General features: G+C 53.5%; 19 protein-coding genes, 1 tRNA gene and 1 pseudogene. 13 read left to right on the top strand and 8 right to left on the bottom strand.

The genetic code is table 11. The annotated features are described in order from the left end of the window. Positions 1–9: 9 nt before the first annotated feature. On the top strand, positions 10–915 hold the full coding sequence (locus D5066_RS01910) for a LysR family transcriptional regulator (protein WP_119914870.1): 906 nt from the start codon (positions 10–12) through the stop codon (positions 913–915). 132 nt (positions 916–1,047) lie between these two features. Here the strand turns inward: D5066_RS01910 and D5066_RS01905 are convergent. Further along, positions 1,048–1,135, bottom strand: a tRNA-Ser gene (locus tag D5066_RS01905). Between the two features lie 232 nt (positions 1,136–1,367). On the opposite strand from D5066_RS01905, the gene ghrA reads away from it, so the two are divergent. The 4 genes from ghrA (at position 1,368) to D5066_RS01885 (ending at position 4,282) form a co-directional block, all read left to right on the top strand. Further along, positions 1,368–2,306, top strand: coding sequence for a glyoxylate/hydroxypyruvate reductase GhrA (gene ghrA / locus D5066_RS01900; protein ID WP_119914869.1), 939 nt, complete (start codon positions 1,368–1,370; stop codon positions 2,304–2,306). Between the two features lie 84 nt (positions 2,307–2,390). After that, positions 2,391–3,128, top strand: coding sequence for a phosphatase (locus tag D5066_RS01895; RefSeq protein WP_119914868.1), 738 nt, complete (start codon positions 2,391–2,393; stop codon positions 3,126–3,128). A gap of 20 nt (positions 3,129–3,148) precedes the next feature. After that, positions 3,149–3,703, top strand: a complete 555-nt coding sequence (locus D5066_RS01890; protein WP_080327575.1) for a TorD/DmsD family molecular chaperone — start codon at positions 3,149–3,151, stop codon at positions 3,701–3,703. Positions 3,704–3,799: 96 nt separating this feature from the next. Then, a complete protein-coding gene (locus D5066_RS01885) occupies positions 3,800–4,282 on the top strand; it encodes a DUF1097 domain-containing protein (RefSeq protein ID WP_133300898.1) in 483 nt (160 codons plus the stop codon). A 43-nt stretch (positions 4,283–4,325) separates the two neighbouring features. Here D5066_RS01885 and csgG read toward each other — a convergent pair whose 3' ends face one another. Genes csgG through csgD form a run of 4 tightly spaced genes read right to left on the bottom strand, consistent with a single transcriptional unit; the run spans position 4,326 to position 6,667 of the window. After that, positions 4,326–5,159 carry a curli production assembly/transport protein CsgG gene (gene csgG / locus D5066_RS01880; RefSeq protein WP_119914866.1) on the bottom strand — a complete coding sequence of 278 codons (834 nt, stop codon included), beginning with the start codon at positions 5,157–5,159 and terminating at the stop codon, positions 4,326–4,328. Between the two features lie 26 nt (positions 5,160–5,185). Then, complete coding sequence (gene csgF, locus D5066_RS01875) at positions 5,186–5,599, bottom strand: curli production assembly/transport protein CsgF (RefSeq protein WP_080327573.1); 414 nt, start codon at positions 5,597–5,599, stop codon at positions 5,186–5,188. A 23-nt stretch (positions 5,600–5,622) separates the two neighbouring features. Further along, positions 5,623–6,012: a curli production assembly/transport protein CsgE gene (csgE, locus tag D5066_RS01870; RefSeq protein WP_080327572.1), complete on the bottom strand. Its 390-nt coding sequence runs from the start codon at positions 6,010–6,012 to the stop codon at positions 5,623–5,625. A gap of 4 nt (positions 6,013–6,016) precedes the next feature. Continuing rightward, positions 6,017–6,667: a biofilm master transcriptional regulator CsgD gene (csgD, locus tag D5066_RS01865; protein WP_028012677.1), complete on the bottom strand. Its 651-nt coding sequence runs from the start codon at positions 6,665–6,667 to the stop codon at positions 6,017–6,019. A gap of 754 nt (positions 6,668–7,421) precedes the next feature. Here csgD and csgB point away from each other — a divergent pair. The 5 genes and pseudogenes from csgB to ymdB all read left to right on the top strand — a co-directional run bounded on the left by csgB (position 7,422) and on the right by ymdB (position 9,700). Continuing rightward, positions 7,422–7,877, top strand: coding sequence for a curli minor subunit CsgB (gene csgB, locus D5066_RS01860; protein WP_119914865.1), 456 nt, complete (start codon positions 7,422–7,424; stop codon positions 7,875–7,877). Between the two features lie 41 nt (positions 7,878–7,918). After that, positions 7,919–8,170: pseudogene (locus D5066_RS01855) on the top strand (curli major subunit CsgA); the annotation flags it as partial. Positions 8,171–8,238: 68 nt separating this feature from the next. Continuing rightward, on the top strand, positions 8,239–8,571 hold the full coding sequence (gene csgC, locus D5066_RS01850; protein WP_119915030.1) for a curli assembly chaperone CsgC: 333 nt from the start codon (positions 8,239–8,241) through the stop codon (positions 8,569–8,571). A 219-nt stretch (positions 8,572–8,790) separates the two neighbouring features. Beyond that, the gene (locus D5066_RS01845; protein ID WP_254629696.1) at positions 8,791–9,051 is read left to right on the top strand and encodes a YmdA family protein; all 261 of its coding nucleotides are present in this window, start codon (positions 8,791–8,793) and stop codon (positions 9,049–9,051) included. A 106-nt stretch (positions 9,052–9,157) separates the two neighbouring features. Then, complete coding sequence (gene ymdB / locus D5066_RS01840; protein WP_119914863.1) at positions 9,158–9,700, top strand: O-acetyl-ADP-ribose deacetylase; 543 nt, start codon at positions 9,158–9,160, stop codon at positions 9,698–9,700. Between the two features lie 35 nt (positions 9,701–9,735). Here the strand turns inward: ymdB and mdoC are convergent, their stop codons facing one another. After that, on the bottom strand, positions 9,736–10,875 hold the full coding sequence (mdoC, locus tag D5066_RS01835; RefSeq protein WP_119914862.1) for a glucans biosynthesis protein MdoC: 1,140 nt from the start codon (positions 10,873–10,875) through the stop codon (positions 9,736–9,738). Between the two features lie 254 nt (positions 10,876–11,129). Between mdoC and mdoG the strand changes: the two genes are divergently transcribed. The 3 genes from mdoG (at position 11,130) to D5066_RS01815 (ending at position 15,516) form a co-directional block, all read left to right on the top strand. Beyond that, the gene (gene mdoG, locus D5066_RS01825; protein WP_080327565.1) at positions 11,130–12,683 is read left to right on the top strand and encodes a glucans biosynthesis protein MdoG; all 1,554 of its coding nucleotides are present in this window, start codon (positions 11,130–11,132) and stop codon (positions 12,681–12,683) included. After that, on the top strand, positions 12,676–15,204 hold the full coding sequence (mdoH, locus tag D5066_RS01820) for a glucans biosynthesis glucosyltransferase MdoH (protein WP_080327564.1): 2,529 nt from the start codon (positions 12,676–12,678) through the stop codon (positions 15,202–15,204). The genes mdoG and mdoH overlap by 8 nt, the downstream gene beginning before the upstream one ends. 84 nt (positions 15,205–15,288) lie before the next feature. After that, on the top strand, positions 15,289–15,516 hold the full coding sequence (locus D5066_RS01815) for a YceK/YidQ family lipoprotein (protein ID WP_013097162.1): 228 nt from the start codon (positions 15,289–15,291) through the stop codon (positions 15,514–15,516). 6 nt (positions 15,517–15,522) lie between these two features. On the opposite strand, the gene D5066_RS01810 is transcribed toward D5066_RS01815, so the two are convergent. After that, entirely contained in the window at positions 15,523–15,897 is a 375-nt protein-coding gene (locus tag D5066_RS01810) for a MysB family protein (RefSeq protein WP_023311118.1), read from the bottom strand. Between the two features lie 97 nt (positions 15,898–15,994). Then, entirely contained in the window at positions 15,995–17,212 is a 1,218-nt protein-coding gene (gene mdtG / locus D5066_RS01805) for a multidrug efflux MFS transporter MdtG (protein WP_119914861.1), read from the bottom strand. Positions 17,213–17,226 lie beyond the last annotated feature (14 nt).

Below are 17,226 nucleotides of genomic sequence, written 5' to 3'. Positions count from 1 at the left end.
TGAGGGCGTATGCAGGATCTCAATGATTTCGCGTGGTTTGTGAAGGTGGTGGACCATGGCGGGTTTGCGGCGGCAGGACGGGCGCTCGATCAGCCTAAGTCAAAACTGAGCCGCCGGATTGCCCAGCTGGAAGAGCGCCTTGGCGTGCGGTTGATCCAGCGTACCACCCGGCAGTTTACGGTGACGGAGGTGGGGCAGACCTTCTATCAGCACTGCAAGGCGATGCTGGTAGAGGCCGAGGCGGCGGAAGAGGCAGTGGCGGCGTTGCAGGCTGAGCCGCGCGGCGTGGTCAGGATCACCTGTCCCGTCACCTTGCTGCACGTGCACGTTGGGCCCATGCTGGCGCGGTTTATGGCGCGCTATCCGGGGATCAATCTTCAGCTTGAAGCCACCAACCGGCGGGTTGATCTGGTGGGTGAGGGCATCGACGTGGCGATCCGCGTGCGTCCACGTCCGTTTGACGACAGCGATCTGGTGTTAAGGGTGCTGGCAGACAGAGGGCACTGTCTTGTGGCGAGCCCTGCGCTGATTGAGCGGATGGGCAACCCTGCCGTGCCCTCTGAACTGAGTGAATGGCCGGGTTTGAGCATGGGGGTGGGAAAGCAACTGCACAGATGGGAGCTGAGCGGGCCTGAGGGGGCGAAAGCCGCGATTCATTACGCGCCGCGCTTTATTACCACCGACATGCTGGCGCTGCGTGAAGCGGCGATGGCGGGGGTGGGCGTGGTGCAGCTGCCGATTTTAATGGTCAAGGATCAGCTGGCATCAGGGGAACTGGTACGGGTGCTGGACGCATGGGAACCCCGACGGGAAGTGATTCACGCTGTTTATCCCTCCAGGCGAGGTTTGCTGCCGTCCGTCAGAACGCTGGTGGATTTTCTTACCGAAGAATATGCGCGGATGGTGGAGGAGTAAATTCTTTGTAGGTCGGGTAAGCGCAGCGCCACCCGACACATTTACCGCAGAGGCTGCAAAGTTCGAATCCCCCCTTACGGAGAATATAAAAGAAAAAAGCCCGTACTTTCGTACGAGCTCTCAACTTGAATATGGCGGTGAGGGGGGGATTCGAACCCCCGATACGTTGCCGTATACACACTTTCCAGGCGTGCTCCTTCAGCCACTCGGACACCTCACCATATTGTCATCCCGTTGTTGTCGGGACGGGCGCTAATGTAAGGAAAAGCCGAACTGCCGTCAACCCACTTTTTCAGTAATTTAGCGCGTTTAGACAAACTTCAGGCAACATGATTCCGAAATGTGCGAAAAGCGCCTCTTTTATCAGCAGCACGGCTTCCTGAGAAATTTGTTATGCTGGCAATCCGGTTGAAAATGAAAACAAAACAGCGCAAGAAAAGGCAGGATTGACTATGGATATACTCTTCTATCACCCCACTTTTGATACGGCTTACTGGATTAAAGCACTTTCTGCGGCTCTGCCGGGCGCTCGCGTTCGTGAGTGGAAGCGGGGCGATAACGAACATGCTGACTACGCGCTGGTCTGGCATCCGCCGGTAGAAATGCTCCAGGGCCGTAAGCTGAAGGCCGTGTTCGCGCTCGGAGCCGGCGTGGATTCCATTCTGAGCAAGCTGAAAGCACACCCCGAAATGCTGCCGGAAGATATTCCCCTGTTCCGCCTCGAAGATACCGGTATGGGCCAGCAAATGCAGGAATATGCCGTCAGCCAGGTTCTGCACTGGTTCCGCCGCTTTGATGACTATCAGGCGTTTAAACAGCAATCTCACTGGGAGCCGCTGCCAGAATATCCCCGCGAAGCGTTTACCGTTGGTATCCTCGGCGCGGGCGTGCTGGGTTCGAAAGTGGCAGAAGCGCTCGCGCCGTGGTGCTTCCCGCTGCGCTGCTGGAGCCGCAGCCGCAAAGATTATCCTGGCGTAGAGAGCTTTGCCGGAACGGATGAGCTTCCGGCCTTTCTGAACGGCACACGTGTGCTGATCAACCTGCTGCCAAACACGGCGGAAACGGTGGGTATTATCAATGAAGGACTGCTCAACCAGCTGGACGATCAGAGCTACCTGATGAACCTGGCGCGCGGCGTGCATCTGGTTGAAGCCGATCTGCTGAAGGCGCTGGACAGCGGCAAGCTAAAAGGGGCCATGCTGGATGTCTACAGCCGTGAGCCGCTGCCGGAGGAAAGCCCGCTGTGGCGACACCCGCGCGTGGCCATGACACCGCACGTGGCCGCCGTGACGCGACCGGCTGAGGCCGTGGCTTACATCTCCCACACCATTGGCGAACTTGAGAAGGGTAACCCGGTCACCGGACAGGTCGACCGACAGCGCGGCTACTGAGAGAAACCCGGCGTTCGCCGGGTTTTTGCTAATATTCGCCGCTGATAACTGCTATCCTTTGGAAAAAACGCAGAGGAGAGAAAGATGTATCCCGTTGACCTGCATATGCACACCGTCGCCAGCACCCACGCGTATAGCAACCTCCATGATTATATCGCCCAGGCGAAGCTTAAGGGCATCAAGCTGTTCGCGATCACCGATCACGGTCCGGATATGGCGGATGCGCCGCACTACTGGCATTTTGTGAATATGCGTATCTGGCCACGTCTGGTGGACGGCATTGGGATACTGCGCGGCATTGAGGCGAACATCAAAAATACCGACGGTGAAATCGACTGCACCGGCCCGATGCTGACCTCGTTAGATCTGATCCTCGCCGGTTTCCATGAGCCGGTTTTCCCGCCGCAGGATAAAGAGACCAATACCGCGGCGATGATTGCCACTATTGCCAGCGGCAACGTGCACATCATCAGCCACCCGGGCAACCCGAAGTACCCGATTGATATTCAGGCCGTAGCGCAGGCCGCGGCGAAACACCGCGTGGCGCTGGAGATTAATAACTCCTCGTTCGTGCACTCGCGTAAAGGCAGTGAAGCCAACTGTCGTGAAGTCGCTGCCGCCGTGCGGGATGCCGGTGGTATGGTGGCGCTGGGCTCGGATTCGCACACGGCCTTCACGCTGGGGGATTTTAGCGAGTGCCTGAAAATACTGCAGGACGTCGATTTCCCCGAAGCGCAGATCCTGAACGTCACGCCGCGTCGTATGCTCGACTTCCTTGAATCGCGCGGCATGACGCCGATTGATGAATTTGCCGATCTTTAATTGAATAACGGAATAAAACAATGAATGAATTCTCCATCCTTTGCCGCGTGCTGGGTTCTTTATACTACCGCCAGCCGCAGGACCCGCTGCTGGTTCCGCTGTTTACGCTGATTCGCGAAGGTAAGCTGGCGCAGAACTGGCCGCTGGAACAGGATGAGTTACTGGAACGCCTGCAGAAAAGCTGCGATATGCAGCAGATCTCAACGGATTATAACGCGCTGTTCGTGGGGGAAGAGTGCCGCGTATCGCCGTATCGTTCTGCCTGGCAGGAAGGGGCAACCGAAGCGGAAGTGCGTGCATTCCTCTCCGCGCGTGGGATGCCGCTGAGCGATACCCCAGCCGATCATATCGGTACGCTGCTGCTGGCCGCGTCCTGGATCGAAGACAACGCTGGTGACGATGAAAATGAAGCCATCGAGACTCTCTTCGAGACGTACCTGCTGCCGTGGGTGGGAACCTTCCTTGGCAAAGTTGAAGCGCACGCCACCTCTCCGTTCTGGCGAACGCTGGCCCCGCTGACGCGTGACGCCATCGCAGCAATGTGGGACGAGTTGGAAGAAGAGAACGAAGAGTGATTTAAGTCACAAAAAATCTGCAACGATACATTTCAACTTGCACGTAATGTGCTTCTGATCTCATTTCCATGGCGCGCTTCTGCTAAGATGCGCGCCATGAACATATTACTTTGTATTGCGATTACGACGGGCATTCTCTCCGGCATTTGGGGATGGGTGGCGGTGTCTCTCGGTTTGTTAAGCTGGGCTGGCTTTCTGGGCTGCACGGCCTATTTCGCCTGCCCGCAGGGCGGGCTGAAAGGACTCTTTATCTCGGGGTGCACCCTGATGAGCGGCGTTATCTGGGCGCTGGTTATCATGAAGAGCAGCGCGCTGGCGCCGCATCTTGAGATACTGGGGTACGTCATGACGGGTGTCGTCGCCTTCCTGATGTGCATCCAGGCGAAGCATCTTCTGCTGTCGTTTGTACCGGGTACCTTTATGGGAGCCTGCGCGACCTTTGCCGGGCAGGGGGACTGGAAGCTGGTGGTTCCTTCCCTGGCGCTGGGCTTGCTGTTTGGCTATGCGATGAAGAACAGCGGTCTTTGGCTGGCGGCGCGACGAGAAAAAACGCAAAACATCACCGCGGTGAGTGAATAAAAAAAGGCGAGATAATCATCTCGCCTTTTTTATGCGCTTCCTGTCAGGATTCCGGAGGCACCGACATATCACGGTATTTCACCAGGATCGGGTTCTGCACGTCTGCTTTGTTTTGCAGATCCCACAGTCCGCGCTCGATTCCATCGTTGATTAAGAAGATCACGCCGGTTTCGATGGCTGACATCAGACACATCATGACCGGTTCATTAGAGGTGTAACCAATTTCACCCTCCAGCAGGCGCTGGTAATCGATGAAGCGGAATACCCCGGCCTGAACTTCATAAGACAATATCGTTTTGCTGGTGTTGACCGAAGAGAGCACTTCACCGGTGCTAACGTTAACGACGCGCAGGTTAACCGCAATTTGGTCGAGCTGGTATTGGGTATCTGCGCCGATACCGAAGTAGCGAGCCCCCACGCCGCCCGATTTCACGTTGCTCTCGTAGCCGATAATCGACCCTTCAATCATCACGTTTGCCGCCGCCAGAGACTGCAGAGGCGTGCGGTTATTGTCCGCGACGGTGCCATTCTCCTGCGCGGCACGAATAATTTTTCGTTCATTTAACAGGTTTTGCAATCCCTGGCGTTCCAGCGGAATAAACCAGTGCGAATCTTTAAGTGCAGTCACCAGCATGGCGGTGGCGCTTTGCGGCACCGCGGTGGAGAAGTTACTTGCCGGGTAAGGCTTAAATTGCCCGGTTTCATCCTGAATGTTGTATACCGAGACAAATATCTTGCCCGTAGGTGAAGGCAAATGGGTTAAATCACGATAACTCTGGGCCCGCGGCATTAATGTGGGTTTTGCAGCTTCTTTAGGCGGAGCAGTTAAACAACCGCTCAATAAGCACACTGCAACAAATATCAGGAAGCGCTGCATGATCGTTGTCCTTATTTAGCTATTGTTTAAAAGTCAGTTGAATTATTTTGCAGACCGGAAACTTCAATGGTGGAGGTTTTACCGGTTTTACGATCGGTCACGTTCAACTGAAGCTGCCCGTCCCTGTTGGCGATGTCGACAATAAAGTCGTTGGTCATCATTCGCCCGGGCTTGCCGGTATTAATGTTGGTCAGTAAGCCTCCCAAAATCTGCGACTGGATGGCCTGGGTGAAGTTATCCAGTGCGGAAGGGGTATCAACGGTAAAGTCCTTATAACTCGGATCTTTATAGGAGTTTTGCGCCTGGGCCTCATTCAGCAGGAAGGCGCCGTTGTTGGGGTTACCGCCAAAGTTAGGGTTACGGAACTGGAAGGTCATATTTCCGGCCCAGCTCAGGGGAGCAATAAGCATGATCGAAACAACTGCATATGCAATACGCATGACAGCCTCCGCATATCGGTTCGCTAGAACTCGTCTTTTGCTAAATCGCTGGTGCTTAATAGCGCTTTATCTATTTGCAGGCGATTAATAGCGTCTTCAGTTTGAGCCAGTGCTAAGGCTACGTTTTTATCGAAGTCTATTTTCGTCGGGAATAAAAAGGTCTGATAAATAACGTCCTGATTGGTCGTTATAGTTATCCAGCTTCCCCAACGTGCACTGGGCCGCTCGTTGATTGTTAAATTACCCGTATAGCTACTGTCCCATTTATCGCTGAAGGCCCGATAAAAACTGTGCCCGATCGATGAGACGGTGTGGTCAGTTAACAATCCGGGAACTTCGACCTCAACGGCCTGAAGGTTCCCTGCAGCGAGCAGGAAACTCGCTGCGGCGATCCAACTCAACGTGCGCTTCATGTGTTTAACGCCTGAGGTTATCGTTTGCCCATGAAACAGCCTGAGTTCGGTTTTTAACAGCTATCTTCTTGAAAAGGTTATAAAGGTGCGTCTTTACCGTATTTTCGCTGATAAATAACGAACGGGCGATTTCAATATTTGAAGCACCAATGCGTAGTTTGTTCAGGATCTCTTTCTCACGGTGCGTGAGCAGTGCGGATTCCGAACTGTTATAGCGGTAATTTCCGGAGTGCGTGATGAGGTAGCTGGCGAGCTTTTGCGAGAAATAGCACTCGCCGCGCAGTATGCCTTGCAGACCATCCACCACCCGAACTTCTTCTTCAGTGACGTAGAACACGCCATTGATATGCGGCCAGCTTTCAATATCTCTGAAAGGGTATTCGTCAGGCGTATTCAATAATAACACCCGGATATTATTGTTTTTCCTGCTTAAGTTATCTTGCCAGTAATGGATAAGCTTTTTATCGGCTTCCATCATATCAAACAGAATGATGCTGCCAGGCGCAATATCATCAAAAGAACGTTGAATATTATGCAATTTTCCGTTCAGTGATAAAGATTGCTTTAAATGTTGTAATAACGCTGTCGCTTGCAGAGAAGGTTTTGTGATCAACAGTAATGTATGACCATGTAAACTATGGACTTCATTATACATGATGAAACCCCACTTATTTTTGGCACCTGACAGCTGCCCTCCCGTAAAGAAGAGGGCGCCAGAAGTACTGACAGATGTTGCACTGCTGTGTGTAAAATCAGAACATAACCTCCGCAGGGAGGTAAATATAAAACCAATTTCGTACATCTAATTTCAATCTAGCTTTTACGAATTTTAAAGCAAGTGTTAATCATGTAACAAGATGTAAAAATCAATATTAATTTGTGAAAATTGCGGATTTTTAAAGTCGTTATTTGATATGAAAGTTGTACATGTAAATAGCAATGCACAGATTTTAAAAATCATACAAATATTCTCAATGCGCTGAAATTTATGAATATTTATTATTCGCTGTCGTTTTTGTTCAGGTATGAGTGACTGATGCTTTCTAAGTCCTGGCGTTCTGTGCTTTCCAGCTTAAGAAAAGTCGCCTTGTGTCACGCACTAAAAAAATGTCATCCTGCCGTTACGCTTAAACAACGCGGGAGGCGGCATGGACAGCCTTCTCGTCGTTGTACAACATGTCAGGCATACATATTCTATAAAAAAATAAAACCAACATTCGGAATGTGTTTTATGGTGCAAATTACAACTTTGTGGTGACCTGAAAAATAAAAATAAGCCGCGCGGGTGAGATATTTAAAATGTTTCCGCAGACATACTCTTCACCGTAACGACGCGTTAACAAACAAACGGGTCGTTTAACGCGAAATATGATTATGGTGTTTTCAGGTAGCGGGTCCAGGGTGACAACATGAAAAACACAACGTTATTTATGATGTTTACATTACTGGGTGCGCCTGGATTTGTAACCGCGGCTAATTCAGATTTGGCTAATGCTGAATATAATTTCGCGGTTAATGAATTGAGTCGTTCATCATTAAATCAGGCAGCCATTATTGGTCAACAGGGCGTATTTAATGACGCTCAAATTCACCAGGAAGGTTCGAGACTCTTATCCGTCGTTTCCCAGGACGGGGCAGGCAACAGAGCGAGAGTTGATCAATCAGGGACTTACAATATTGCCTGGATCGATCAGAGCGGTAACGGGAACGATGCAGGTATTACGCAAGATGGATATGGTAATAGTGCGAAAATTATCCAGAAAGGGTCGGGTAACAGAGCAAATATTACGCAGTACGGTACGCAGAAAACCGCAGTTGTAGTGCAGAAACAGTCGCAAATGGCAATTCGCGTTATCCAGCGCTAGTTATTTCGCGGCGACGTTAATCAATCCGATGGGGGTTTACCATGAAATTTATCAAAGTGGCAGCACTTGCAGCAATCGTCGTTTCTGGTAGTGCTATGGCGGGTATGATTAATCAGGGTGGATGGGGTCATGGACACGGTCATGGCCAGGGCGGATACAGTGGTCCAAATTCAACCCTGAATATTTATCAGAATGGTGGCGGTAACTCCGCGCTGGCGCTGCAGACTGATGCCAGAAATTCCGTTCTGAACATTAGCCAGATCGGCTTTGGTAACCACGCGACAGCGCATCAGTACTGATACTGAAATCTGTGCTACAAAAAAACAGGGCTGATGCCCTGTTTTTTTTTCGGGAGTTCATCATGAATACCTTAATTCTCCTTGCCGCACTTTCCAGCCAGATAACCTTTAAAACGTCACAGCAGGGAAATATCACCACCATTATTCCGCAGGTCATTTTGGCGGAATCGTGTGATTGTCAGGTTCAGATTGTCGCTTTGCGGAAAGGGCAGAGTGGGCAAAGTACTTCGCGGCAGCAAAATATATTTTTTATTCCCGCTAATCAGCCGATTGATTTAATGCGCCTGCGTTTAACTATTACTGCGGGAGACACGGTAAAAATCGTCGTCACCGTCACTGATGGAAAAACACTTCATTTATCACAGCAGTGGTCGCCTGCGGGGAGCGCGCTCTAATTATTCATGAAATCAATGTGTTGCGAATGTGGCGACTCTTCGCCCTTGAGCTATGCTGTTATCAGGAACTGAGTCGTAATGTTCCGTAACGTGAGACTTCGTTTGCATAATGAAGCGCGTTTGCCCCTCAAGGACGATTTTCATTGAGGAGTACATATCGTGACCTACACTTTTGCTCATCTTATTTCAGGTTTGGGCCTGATCGTTTCTGCTTTTATTATGCCAGCTTATTCCGCCACCCTGGCGGAAGGCGGTGTCATTCATTTTCGCGGTGCAATTGTTGCCGATCCTTGTGAAGTTACGCCGCAACAGCAGCATTTTGCAATGTCATGCCCGGAAAATAACCATATGCAAACGCGCAGGGTGAGCTACGAAGAGGCGCTTAACGGCAAGGTGACCGATTCCAGCCTCGCGACGCTCAGTATGAAGTACCTTAATCCTGAAAAAACGCTCGCGGTTGTACAGATCCAGTACCGTTAGTCCTCGGGCTTTCGACCGTCGTCGGAAGCGGTTTTTGTCTGATAGTTTTTTCTCAAGAACACCTCTGCGATACACTTAAGAAAAAGGCGGGTAGCAGAGGGGTTTTATGAAACCGCAAATAGAAGTGATTCATGGCGATATTACGACAATGCACGTCGATGTCATCGTCAATGCGGCCAATCCTTCCCTGATGGGGGGAGGCGGTGTGGATGGCGCTATTCACCGCGCTGCCGGACCGCAGCTGCTGGAAGCCTGTAAAATCGTGCGGCAGCAACAGGGCGAATGTCCTCCGGGCCATGCGGTCATTACGCTTGCGGGCAACCTTCCTGCCAAAGCGGTGATTCATGCTGTCGGGCCAGTCTGGCACGGCGGCGACCAGCATGAAGCGAGCCTTCTGGAGGAGGCATACCGAAACTGTCTGCGGCTTGCCGCCGACAACGGCTACAAAACAATGGCGTTTCCGGCCATCAGCACCGGCGTGTATGGTTATCCAAAGGCAGCTGCGGCGGCCATCGCCGTAGATACCGTCTACCGTTATCTGTCACTCAAACCGCTGCCAGAGAAGGTGATTTTTGTCTGTTTTGACGACGACACCACGCATCTTTATCAGCGACTTTTGACTCAGCGCAGACAAGAGCTGGAGAGCTGAAGCGAAGGCGGCGCACCGTGAGTGCGCCGCGCGGCTCAGGCGGCTTTCGCCTGTGGTTTTCCTGAAAACAGGAAGCGCAGGAGAGGGATCCGCAGATGGATCTCATAGAGTACGATGGCAACCCCCACCACAAACACCAGCCCGGTAAAAAAGCCCAGCGTGTTCGAGGCGATGTGCGGCGTGATGTATGCCCCGAATAACAGCGTCAGCGGGTGGTGCACCAGATAGATAAACAGTGAGGCATTGACGAAGTAGGTCACGCGGCTGGACTTAAAGTTCAGCAAACGGTGGCCGAGCGCGAACACCACGTTCACCATCCACAAGCCCAGCAGCATGGTGATCACGCTTTCCGTTTCATACATCCAGGCGTCGCCGCTCCCGTAGCGCTGGTTCAGCAGGTAGGCCGCAAACGCGATGGCCGCGCCCACCGCGCACCAGGGCGACGGGGTGGTAAACAGCGCTTTAAGCTTCGGATGAATAAAGGCCAGTGCGCCAGTCAAAAAGAACGGAATGTAGAACAGCGACTGCATCACCACAAAATTAAACAGGCCGTCGCTCAGTATCGGTGGATAGACGATAAACAGCGTGCGTCTCACCGCGGCATAGGCGATCCCCAGCAGTAAGAAGAGCACCGACAGTTTGCCCAGGGTGATGTTGGCGAAGAAGGTGTCTGCTGTCGTGCTGAGATGACGGCGCAGGCTGCTGAAAATCACCAGACTGACCGTTGTCAGCACCACCAGAACCAGCAGGAACCAGAGGTGAGACACCAGCTCCCAGACCAGCGTGTTGTACTTTTCATACAGAGAGAGATTCGGCCAGTTCTCCGCCTTGCCTTTAACGTACTGCAGCATAATGAACTGCGGCAGCGTCAGCAGCGGGATGGCGGTCAGCATGGGAATGCCCACGCGTTCGACGCGCACTTTCCACCACCGCTTAAGCGGATAGCGTAAAAACAGCATGTACGAGAAATAGCCGGAGATGACAAAAAACACCTGCATGCGGAAGGCGTGAATAAAGTCATTAAACAGCGTCAGCCACCAGGAAGGCATCTGGCTATTAACATGCCACGTGTGGCTGGAGTAAATCAGTGAAATATGAAAGGGGATCCCCAATAGCATCAGCCATGCCCGGATCGAGTCGAGGAAATATTCCCGTTGTATCGGTGTTGTGCTCATATAACGTTGTGCATTCTCAGACTTTTCGCCTTATCCCTAAGGCTCATAATGGTTACATTCGAAGCCAACCCTACACCAAGACCGACACACTGTCTCCAGGATAAGCACGCAAAGTGAATCGCGGGTTCTTTCATTTGCTTAATCCATGAGCCAGCAGCTGAACAAAGCAGTGATTATGTTGTCGGATTGCCTGAGTTTCCATTAAAATGGATCGGATCGATATAAGCACACAAAGGGGGAAGTGCTTACTTATTATGAAACATAAACCACAGATGATGAAAATGCGTTGGTTGGGTGCTGCAGTGGTGTTATCACTGTATACCTCATCGGCACTGGCCTTTAACATCGACGATGTCGCAAAACAGGCAAAATCGATGGCAGGCAAGAGCTACGAAGCGCCGAAAAGTAACTTGCCCTCCGTTTTCCGCGACATGAAGTATGCGGACTATCAGCAGATCCAGTTCAACCACGATAAAGCGTACTGGAACAACATTAAAACCCCGTTCAAGCTTGAATTTTATCATCAGGGTATGTACTTCGACACGCCTGTTGCCATCAATGAAGTGACGGCGACCGCGGTACGCAAGATCAAATACAGCCCGGATTACTTCAATTTTGGCAATGTGCAACACGACAAAGATACGGTGAAAGACCTGGGCTTCGCAGGCTTCAAGGTGCTTTACCCGATCAACAGCAAAGATAAAAACGACGAAATCGTCAGCATGCTTGGCGCCAGCTACTTCCGCGTGATTGGCGCGGGGCAGGTGTACGGGCTTTCTGCGCGCGGTCTGGCTATTGATACCGCGCTGCCTTCAGGTGAAGAGTTCCCGCGTTTCCGCGAGTTCTGGATTGAACGTCCAAAACCAACGGACAAACGTCTGACTATTTACGCGCTGCTGGATTCCCCACGCGCAACCGGTGCCTATCGCTTTGTGATTATGCCTGGCCGTGACACGGTCGTAGACGTGCAGTCTAAGGTTTACCTGCGTGACAAAGTGGGCAAACTGGGCGTAGCGCCGCTGACCAGTATGTTCCTGTTTGGGCCGAACCAGCCGTCTCCGGCAACCAACTTCCGCCCGGAACTGCATGACTCCAACGGTCTGTCTATTCATGCCGGTAACGGTGAGTGGATCTGGCGTCCGCTGAATAACCCGAAACATCTGGCGGTCAGCAGCTTTGCGATGGAAAACCCGCAGGGCTTTGGCCTGCTGCAGCGTGGCCGTCAGTTCTCTCGTTTTGAAGATCTCGACGACCGCTATGACCTGCGTCCAAGCGCCTGGGTTACGCCGAAAGGCGACTGGGGTAAAGGCAAGGTAGAGCTGGTTGAAATCCCAACCAACGACGAAACCAACGACAACATCGTCGCATACTGGACGCCGGATCAGCTGCCGGAAGCCGGTAAAGAGATGAACTTCAAGTACACCATTACCTTCAGCCGCGACGAAGATAAGCTGCATGCGCCGGATAACGCGTACGTGATGCAAACTCGCCGCTCAACGGGTGACGTGAAGCAGTCAAATCTTATCCGTCAGCCTGACGGTACGGTGGCGTTTGTCGTGGACTTCACCGGCCAGGATATGAAGAAACTGTCTCCGGATACTGCCGTGTCGGCCCAGGCCAGCATCGGTGATAACGGTGAGATCGTTGAAAATACCGTGCGTTACAACCCGGTAACCAAAGGCTGGCGTCTGACCCTGCGCGTGAAAGTGAAAGATCCGAAACAGACCACTGAAATGCGTGCTGCGCTGGTCAGTGAAGATCAGCCGCTGAGTGAAACCTGGAGCTACCAGCTACCTGCCAATGAATAATACATCTGAATATATTGATGCCATGCCGCTGACGGATATCGAAAAAGCGGCACTGCCTGAGAGCAACATCCGCGCGGTTCATACCGCGCTGGATGGCGAACATCGTCAGTTTTCCCGTGATGATGATACGCCGCTGGGGTCAGTCAAGGCGCGTCTGGAGCAGGCCTGGCCGGACTCGCTGGCGGAAGGGCAGTTGATTAAAGACGACGAAGGGCGCGATCAGCTTCAGGCGATGCCGAAGGCGACCCGCTCTTCAATGTTCCCCGATCCATGGCGCACCAACCCGGTGGGCCGCTTCTGGGATCGCCTGCGCGGGCGTGACGTCACGCCGCGCTATCTGTCTCGCCTGACGAAAGAAGAGCAGGCCTCTGAGCAGAAATGGCGCACCGTGGGGACAATCCGTCGTTATATCCTGCTGCTTCTGACGCTGGCGCAGACGGTTGTCGCGACCTGGTACATGAAAACCATTCTGCCTTACCAGGGCTGGGCGTTTATCAACCCGACTGACATGATGGGCCAGGATCTCTGGGTCTCCTTCATGCAGCTGCTGCCGTATATTTTGCAAAGCGGCATACTCCTGCTGTTCGCGGTTCTCTTCTGCTGGGTGTCGGCCGGTTTCTGGACCGCGCTGATGGGCTTCCTGCAGCTGCTGATGGGACGGGACAAGTACAGCATTTCGGCGTCAACGGTCGGGGATGAACCCCTCAATCCTGAGCACCGTACCGCGCTAATTATGCCTATCTGTAACGAAGACGTTGACCGCGTATTTGCGGGGCTGCGCGCAACCTGGGAGTCCGTGAAGGCAACCGGTAATGCGGCGCATTTCGACGTTTACATCCTGAGCGACAGTTACAACCCGGATATCTGCGTAGCAGAGCAAAAAGCGTGGATGGAGCTGATTGCGGAAGTGCAGGGCGAAGGTCAGATCTTCTACCGTCGTCGCCGCCGTCGCGTGAAGCGTAAAAGCGGTAACATCGATGACTTCTGCCGTCGCTGGGGTAACCAGTACAGCTACATGGTGGTGCTGGATGCTGACTCCGTCATGAGCGGAGACTGCCTGAGCGGTCTGGTGCGTCTGATGGAAGCCAACCCTAACGCGGGTATCATTCAGTCCTCGCCAAAAGCGTCCGGTATGGACACGCTCTATGCGCGTTGCCAGCAGTTTGCCACCCGTGTTTATGGCCCGCTGTTTACGGCCGGTCTGCACTTCTGGCAACTGGGTGAATCCCACTACTGGGGTCACAACGCCATTATTCGCGTGAAGCCGTTCATTGAACACTGTGCGCTGGCACCGCTGCCGGGCGAGGGTTCGTTTGCCGGTTCTATTCTGTCGCATGACTTCGTGGAAGCGGCGCTGATGCGTCGTGCAGGGTGGGGCGTCTGGATTGCCTACGACCTGCCGGGATCGTACGAAGAGCTGCCGCCGAACCTGCTGGACGAGCTCAAGCGTGACCGCCGCTGGTGTCACGGTAACCTGATGAACTTCCGCCTGTTCCTCGTAAAAGGGATGCACCCGGTTCACCGTGCGGTGTTCCTGACGGGCGTGATGTCTTATCTCTCCGCACCGCTGTGGTTTATGTTCCTCGCGCTCTCCACTGCGCTGCAGGTCGTTCATGCCCTGACGGAGCCGCAATACTTCCTGCAACCGCGCCAGCTGTTCCCGGTGTGGCCGCAGTGGCGTCCTGAGCTGGCGATTGCGCTGTTTGCCTCCACCATGGTGCTGCTGTTCCTGCCTAAGCTGCTCAGTATCATCCTGATCTGGTGCAAAGGTTCGAAAGAGTACGGCGGTTTCTTCCGCGTAACCCTTTCTCTGCTGCTGGAAGTGCTGTTCTCGGTGCTGCTGGCGCCGGTACGTATGCTGTTCCACACCGTGTTCGTGGTCAGTGCGTTCCTGGGCTGGGAAGTGGTCTGGAACTCACCGCAGCGTGATGATGACTCCACGCCATGGAGTGAAGCCTTTATGCGCCACGGTTCTCAGCTGCTGCTGGGTCTGGTGTGGGCTGCCGGAATGGCGTGGCTGGATCTGCGTTTCCTGTTCTGGCTGGCACCGATTGTCTTCTCACTGATCCTGTCGCCGTTTGTGTCAGTCATCTCCAGCCGTTCAACGGTGGGGCTGCGAACCAAACGCTGGAAACTGTTCCTGATCCCGGAAGAGTATTCTCCGCCGCAGGTGCTGGTGGATACCGATCGCTATCTGGAGCAGAACCGCAACCGCACGCTGGATGATGGTTTCATGCACGCCGTGTTTAACCCGTCATTCAACGCCCTGGCGACGGCGATGGCCACTGCGCGTCACCGCGCAAGCCAGGTGCTGGAGATTGCTCGCGATCGTCACGTTGAGCAGGCGCTTAACGAGACGCCGGAAAAACTCAACCGCGACCGTCGTCTGGTGCTGCTGAGCGATCCGGTGACAATGGCAAGGCTTCACTATCGCGTGTGGTCCGCTCCGGAGAAGTATTCTTCGTGGGTGAACTACTATAAGGACGTGAAGCTGAATCCGCTCGCACTGAAGGCGAAGTAAGTTGTTAAGCAGGGCGGGTAGGTAAAGCGCCACCCGCCAGATAAAATACCGGCTGTAAGGCCGGTATTTTTTTAGAGGTTACTGATGAAAATAATCATCGTCGTCATGATGGCATGCCTGCTGAGCGGCTGCGGCAGCATCATCAGCCGCACCATTCCAGGTCAGGGGCATGGGAATCAGTATTACCCGGGCGTGAAATGGGATGTACGGGATTCCGCATGGCGCTACCTGACGGTACTCGATCTGCCGTTCTCGCTGATTTTCGACACGCTGTTGCTGCCCATCGATGCCAGCCACGGCCCGTACGAGTAGCGTGAATTAACGCTCGTCCCATTCATCGGCTGCGGTTTGACCTTCTTCCGTATCCAGCGGTGGCTCGAGCTGAAATTCACCCTCATCCCACTCGTGCAGGGTGTTCTCTTCCAGCCATTCCTGCCGAAGTTCGATTTCGTCATAATCGCCATCAAAGACCGCCTGCGCACCTTCACCACTTAATATCGGCAAACATTCCCCTTCTTCACCTTCATCAGCGAAGAATTCGGCCTGCCACATAATATCCCCATCCTGCAGAACATATTTTTGGATATTAAGTTGTTGCACGTCAGCATCTTCTTCCTCAACGCCGGGATTATCGGCAAGGAACTCTTCACGAGCGGCATCAATAGCTTCTTCCAGCGTGGCGTACATGGTCATTGGTGTCTCCCTGTTTTCCTGAAGGTTTCAGGGAAAGAATAGCTGAATATCAGATTCTGCAAGTATGAAAGCGAAAATAAGCTGTCAGGCGTTCGACTTATTCCGTCGCCGGGCGTAACGTCCGGGATAAACTGAACCACGAATAGACCGCGTTGAACAGCACCACGCCTGCCGTCACGATAAAGACGGCGCGAAAACCGAAGCTGGCGGAGATGCCTGCGCCGAGAAGCGGCCCGGTGACGTTGCCGATATCGCGAAACGACTGGTTATAGCTAAAGATACGTCCGGCAATCTGGTTCGTGGAGTTGTAGACCAGCAGGGTTTGTACGGCGGGCAGCAACGCGCCGTCGGCGGCACCCAGCAAAAAGCGCAGTACGCCCAGCTGCCATGGCGTTTGCACCATCGACATCGGGATAAGCAGCAGGACGGAAATGATCAGCGCACAGATCAGGATCTTTTCCGGGCCGACCCGGTCACCCAGTTTCCCCAGTCTCGGTGCGCTAAGCAGCGCCGCCACGCCGGGCACGGAGGCAATCAGCCCGCTGATAAACGCAATATTGCTGACGTTACCCGCCAGGTCACGTACGTACAGGGTGAGAATAGGCGCGATCGATCCGGTTGCCACCTGAATAATCAGGGTCGTCACGAACAGGCTCAGCACCAGTCTGGGATTTTTAAGCGAGGTCAGCACGTCTCTGGCGTGGAGCATCTCTTTTTTGGCGACGGGCGTAAATTTTTCACGAATGCAGAGCAGGGTGACGATAAAGCACAGGAACAACACGCTGGCGGTGATGAAAAAGACCGGGCGCAGGCCGTAATTATCCGCCAGCAGTCCACCGGCCAGCGGCCCCAGCAGGGCACCGCTCACGCCGCCGGTGGAGAGCGTACCAAGCGCCCAGCCGCTCTTATGGCGTGGAATTTGCGTGGCGATCAGGGCGTTCGCATTGGGGATAAATCCCCCCAGCAAGCCCAGCAATGCGCGCAATATCAGGAACTGCCAGACGTTCTGCGCCACGCCCATCAGCGCCATGATAATCGCCATCCCCAGCGCCGAGCGCAGCAGCATGATTTTACGTCCCTTGCGGTCCGCAAGGCCGCCCCAGAAGGGCGAGGCTATCGCAGAAAAGAGAAACGTGATGCTGAATACCAGGCCAGACCACATATTGAGCGCGCTGTGGCCCGTCACGCCCAGCTGTTCGACGTAGAGCGGCAGGAAAGGCATGACCAGGCTAAACGCCGCGCCGGTAAGAAAACAGCCAAGCCACGCAACCGTAAGGTTACGCTTCCAGTTTATGGGGGCATCTGAGGGTGACATAACAATCCGCATAG

This window comes from Enterobacter chuandaensis (genome assembly GCF_003594915.1).
GTDB classification, from domain to species: domain Bacteria; phylum Pseudomonadota; class Gammaproteobacteria; order Enterobacterales; family Enterobacteriaceae; genus Enterobacter; species Enterobacter chuandaensis.
Note: the sequence above shows the minus strand (reverse complement) of the source record. Positions and strands in the feature narration are given on the sequence as shown.

What these genes read in the sequence shown, in the direction of transcription:
- D5066_RS01910 (WP_119914870.1), top strand. Translation starts at nt 10, where the DNA reads ATGCAGGATCTCAATGATTTCGCGTGGTTTGTGAAGGTGGTGGACCAT.
- ghrA (WP_119914869.1), top strand. Translation starts at nt 1,368, where the DNA reads ATGGATATACTCTTCTATCACCCCACTTTTGATACGGCTTACTGGATT.
- D5066_RS01895 (WP_119914868.1), top strand. Translation starts at nt 2,391, where the DNA reads ATGTATCCCGTTGACCTGCATATGCACACCGTCGCCAGCACCCACGCG.
- D5066_RS01890 (WP_080327575.1), top strand. Translation starts at nt 3,149, where the DNA reads ATGAATGAATTCTCCATCCTTTGCCGCGTGCTGGGTTCTTTATACTAC.
- D5066_RS01885 (WP_133300898.1), top strand. Translation starts at nt 3,800, where the DNA reads ATGAACATATTACTTTGTATTGCGATTACGACGGGCATTCTCTCCGGC.
- csgG (WP_119914866.1), bottom strand. Translation starts at nt 5,159, where the DNA reads ATGCAGCGCTTCCTGATATTTGTTGCAGTGTGCTTATTGAGCGGTTGT.
- csgF (WP_080327573.1), bottom strand. Translation starts at nt 5,599, where the DNA reads ATGCGTATTGCATATGCAGTTGTTTCGATCATGCTTATTGCTCCCCTG.
- csgE (WP_080327572.1), bottom strand. Translation starts at nt 6,012, where the DNA reads ATGAAGCGCACGTTGAGTTGGATCGCCGCAGCGAGTTTCCTGCTCGCT.
- csgD (WP_028012677.1), bottom strand. Translation starts at nt 6,667, where the DNA reads ATGTATAATGAAGTCCATAGTTTACATGGTCATACATTACTGTTGATC.
- csgB (WP_119914865.1), top strand. Translation starts at nt 7,422, where the DNA reads ATGAAAAACACAACGTTATTTATGATGTTTACATTACTGGGTGCGCCT.
- csgC (WP_119915030.1), top strand. Translation starts at nt 8,239, where the DNA reads ATGAATACCTTAATTCTCCTTGCCGCACTTTCCAGCCAGATAACCTTT.
- D5066_RS01845 (WP_254629696.1), top strand. Translation starts at nt 8,791, where the DNA reads ATGCCAGCTTATTCCGCCACCCTGGCGGAAGGCGGTGTCATTCATTTT.
- ymdB (WP_119914863.1), top strand. Translation starts at nt 9,158, where the DNA reads ATGAAACCGCAAATAGAAGTGATTCATGGCGATATTACGACAATGCAC.
- mdoC (WP_119914862.1), bottom strand. Translation starts at nt 10,875, where the DNA reads ATGAGCACAACACCGATACAACGGGAATATTTCCTCGACTCGATCCGG.
- mdoG (WP_080327565.1), top strand. Translation starts at nt 11,130, where the DNA reads ATGAAACATAAACCACAGATGATGAAAATGCGTTGGTTGGGTGCTGCA.
- mdoH (WP_080327564.1), top strand. Translation starts at nt 12,676, where the DNA reads ATGAATAATACATCTGAATATATTGATGCCATGCCGCTGACGGATATC.
- D5066_RS01815 (WP_013097162.1), top strand. Translation starts at nt 15,289, where the DNA reads ATGAAAATAATCATCGTCGTCATGATGGCATGCCTGCTGAGCGGCTGC.
- D5066_RS01810 (WP_023311118.1), bottom strand. Translation starts at nt 15,897, where the DNA reads ATGACCATGTACGCCACGCTGGAAGAAGCTATTGATGCCGCTCGTGAA.
- mdtG (WP_119914861.1), bottom strand. Translation starts at nt 17,212, where the DNA reads ATGTCACCCTCAGATGCCCCCATAAACTGGAAGCGTAACCTTACGGTT.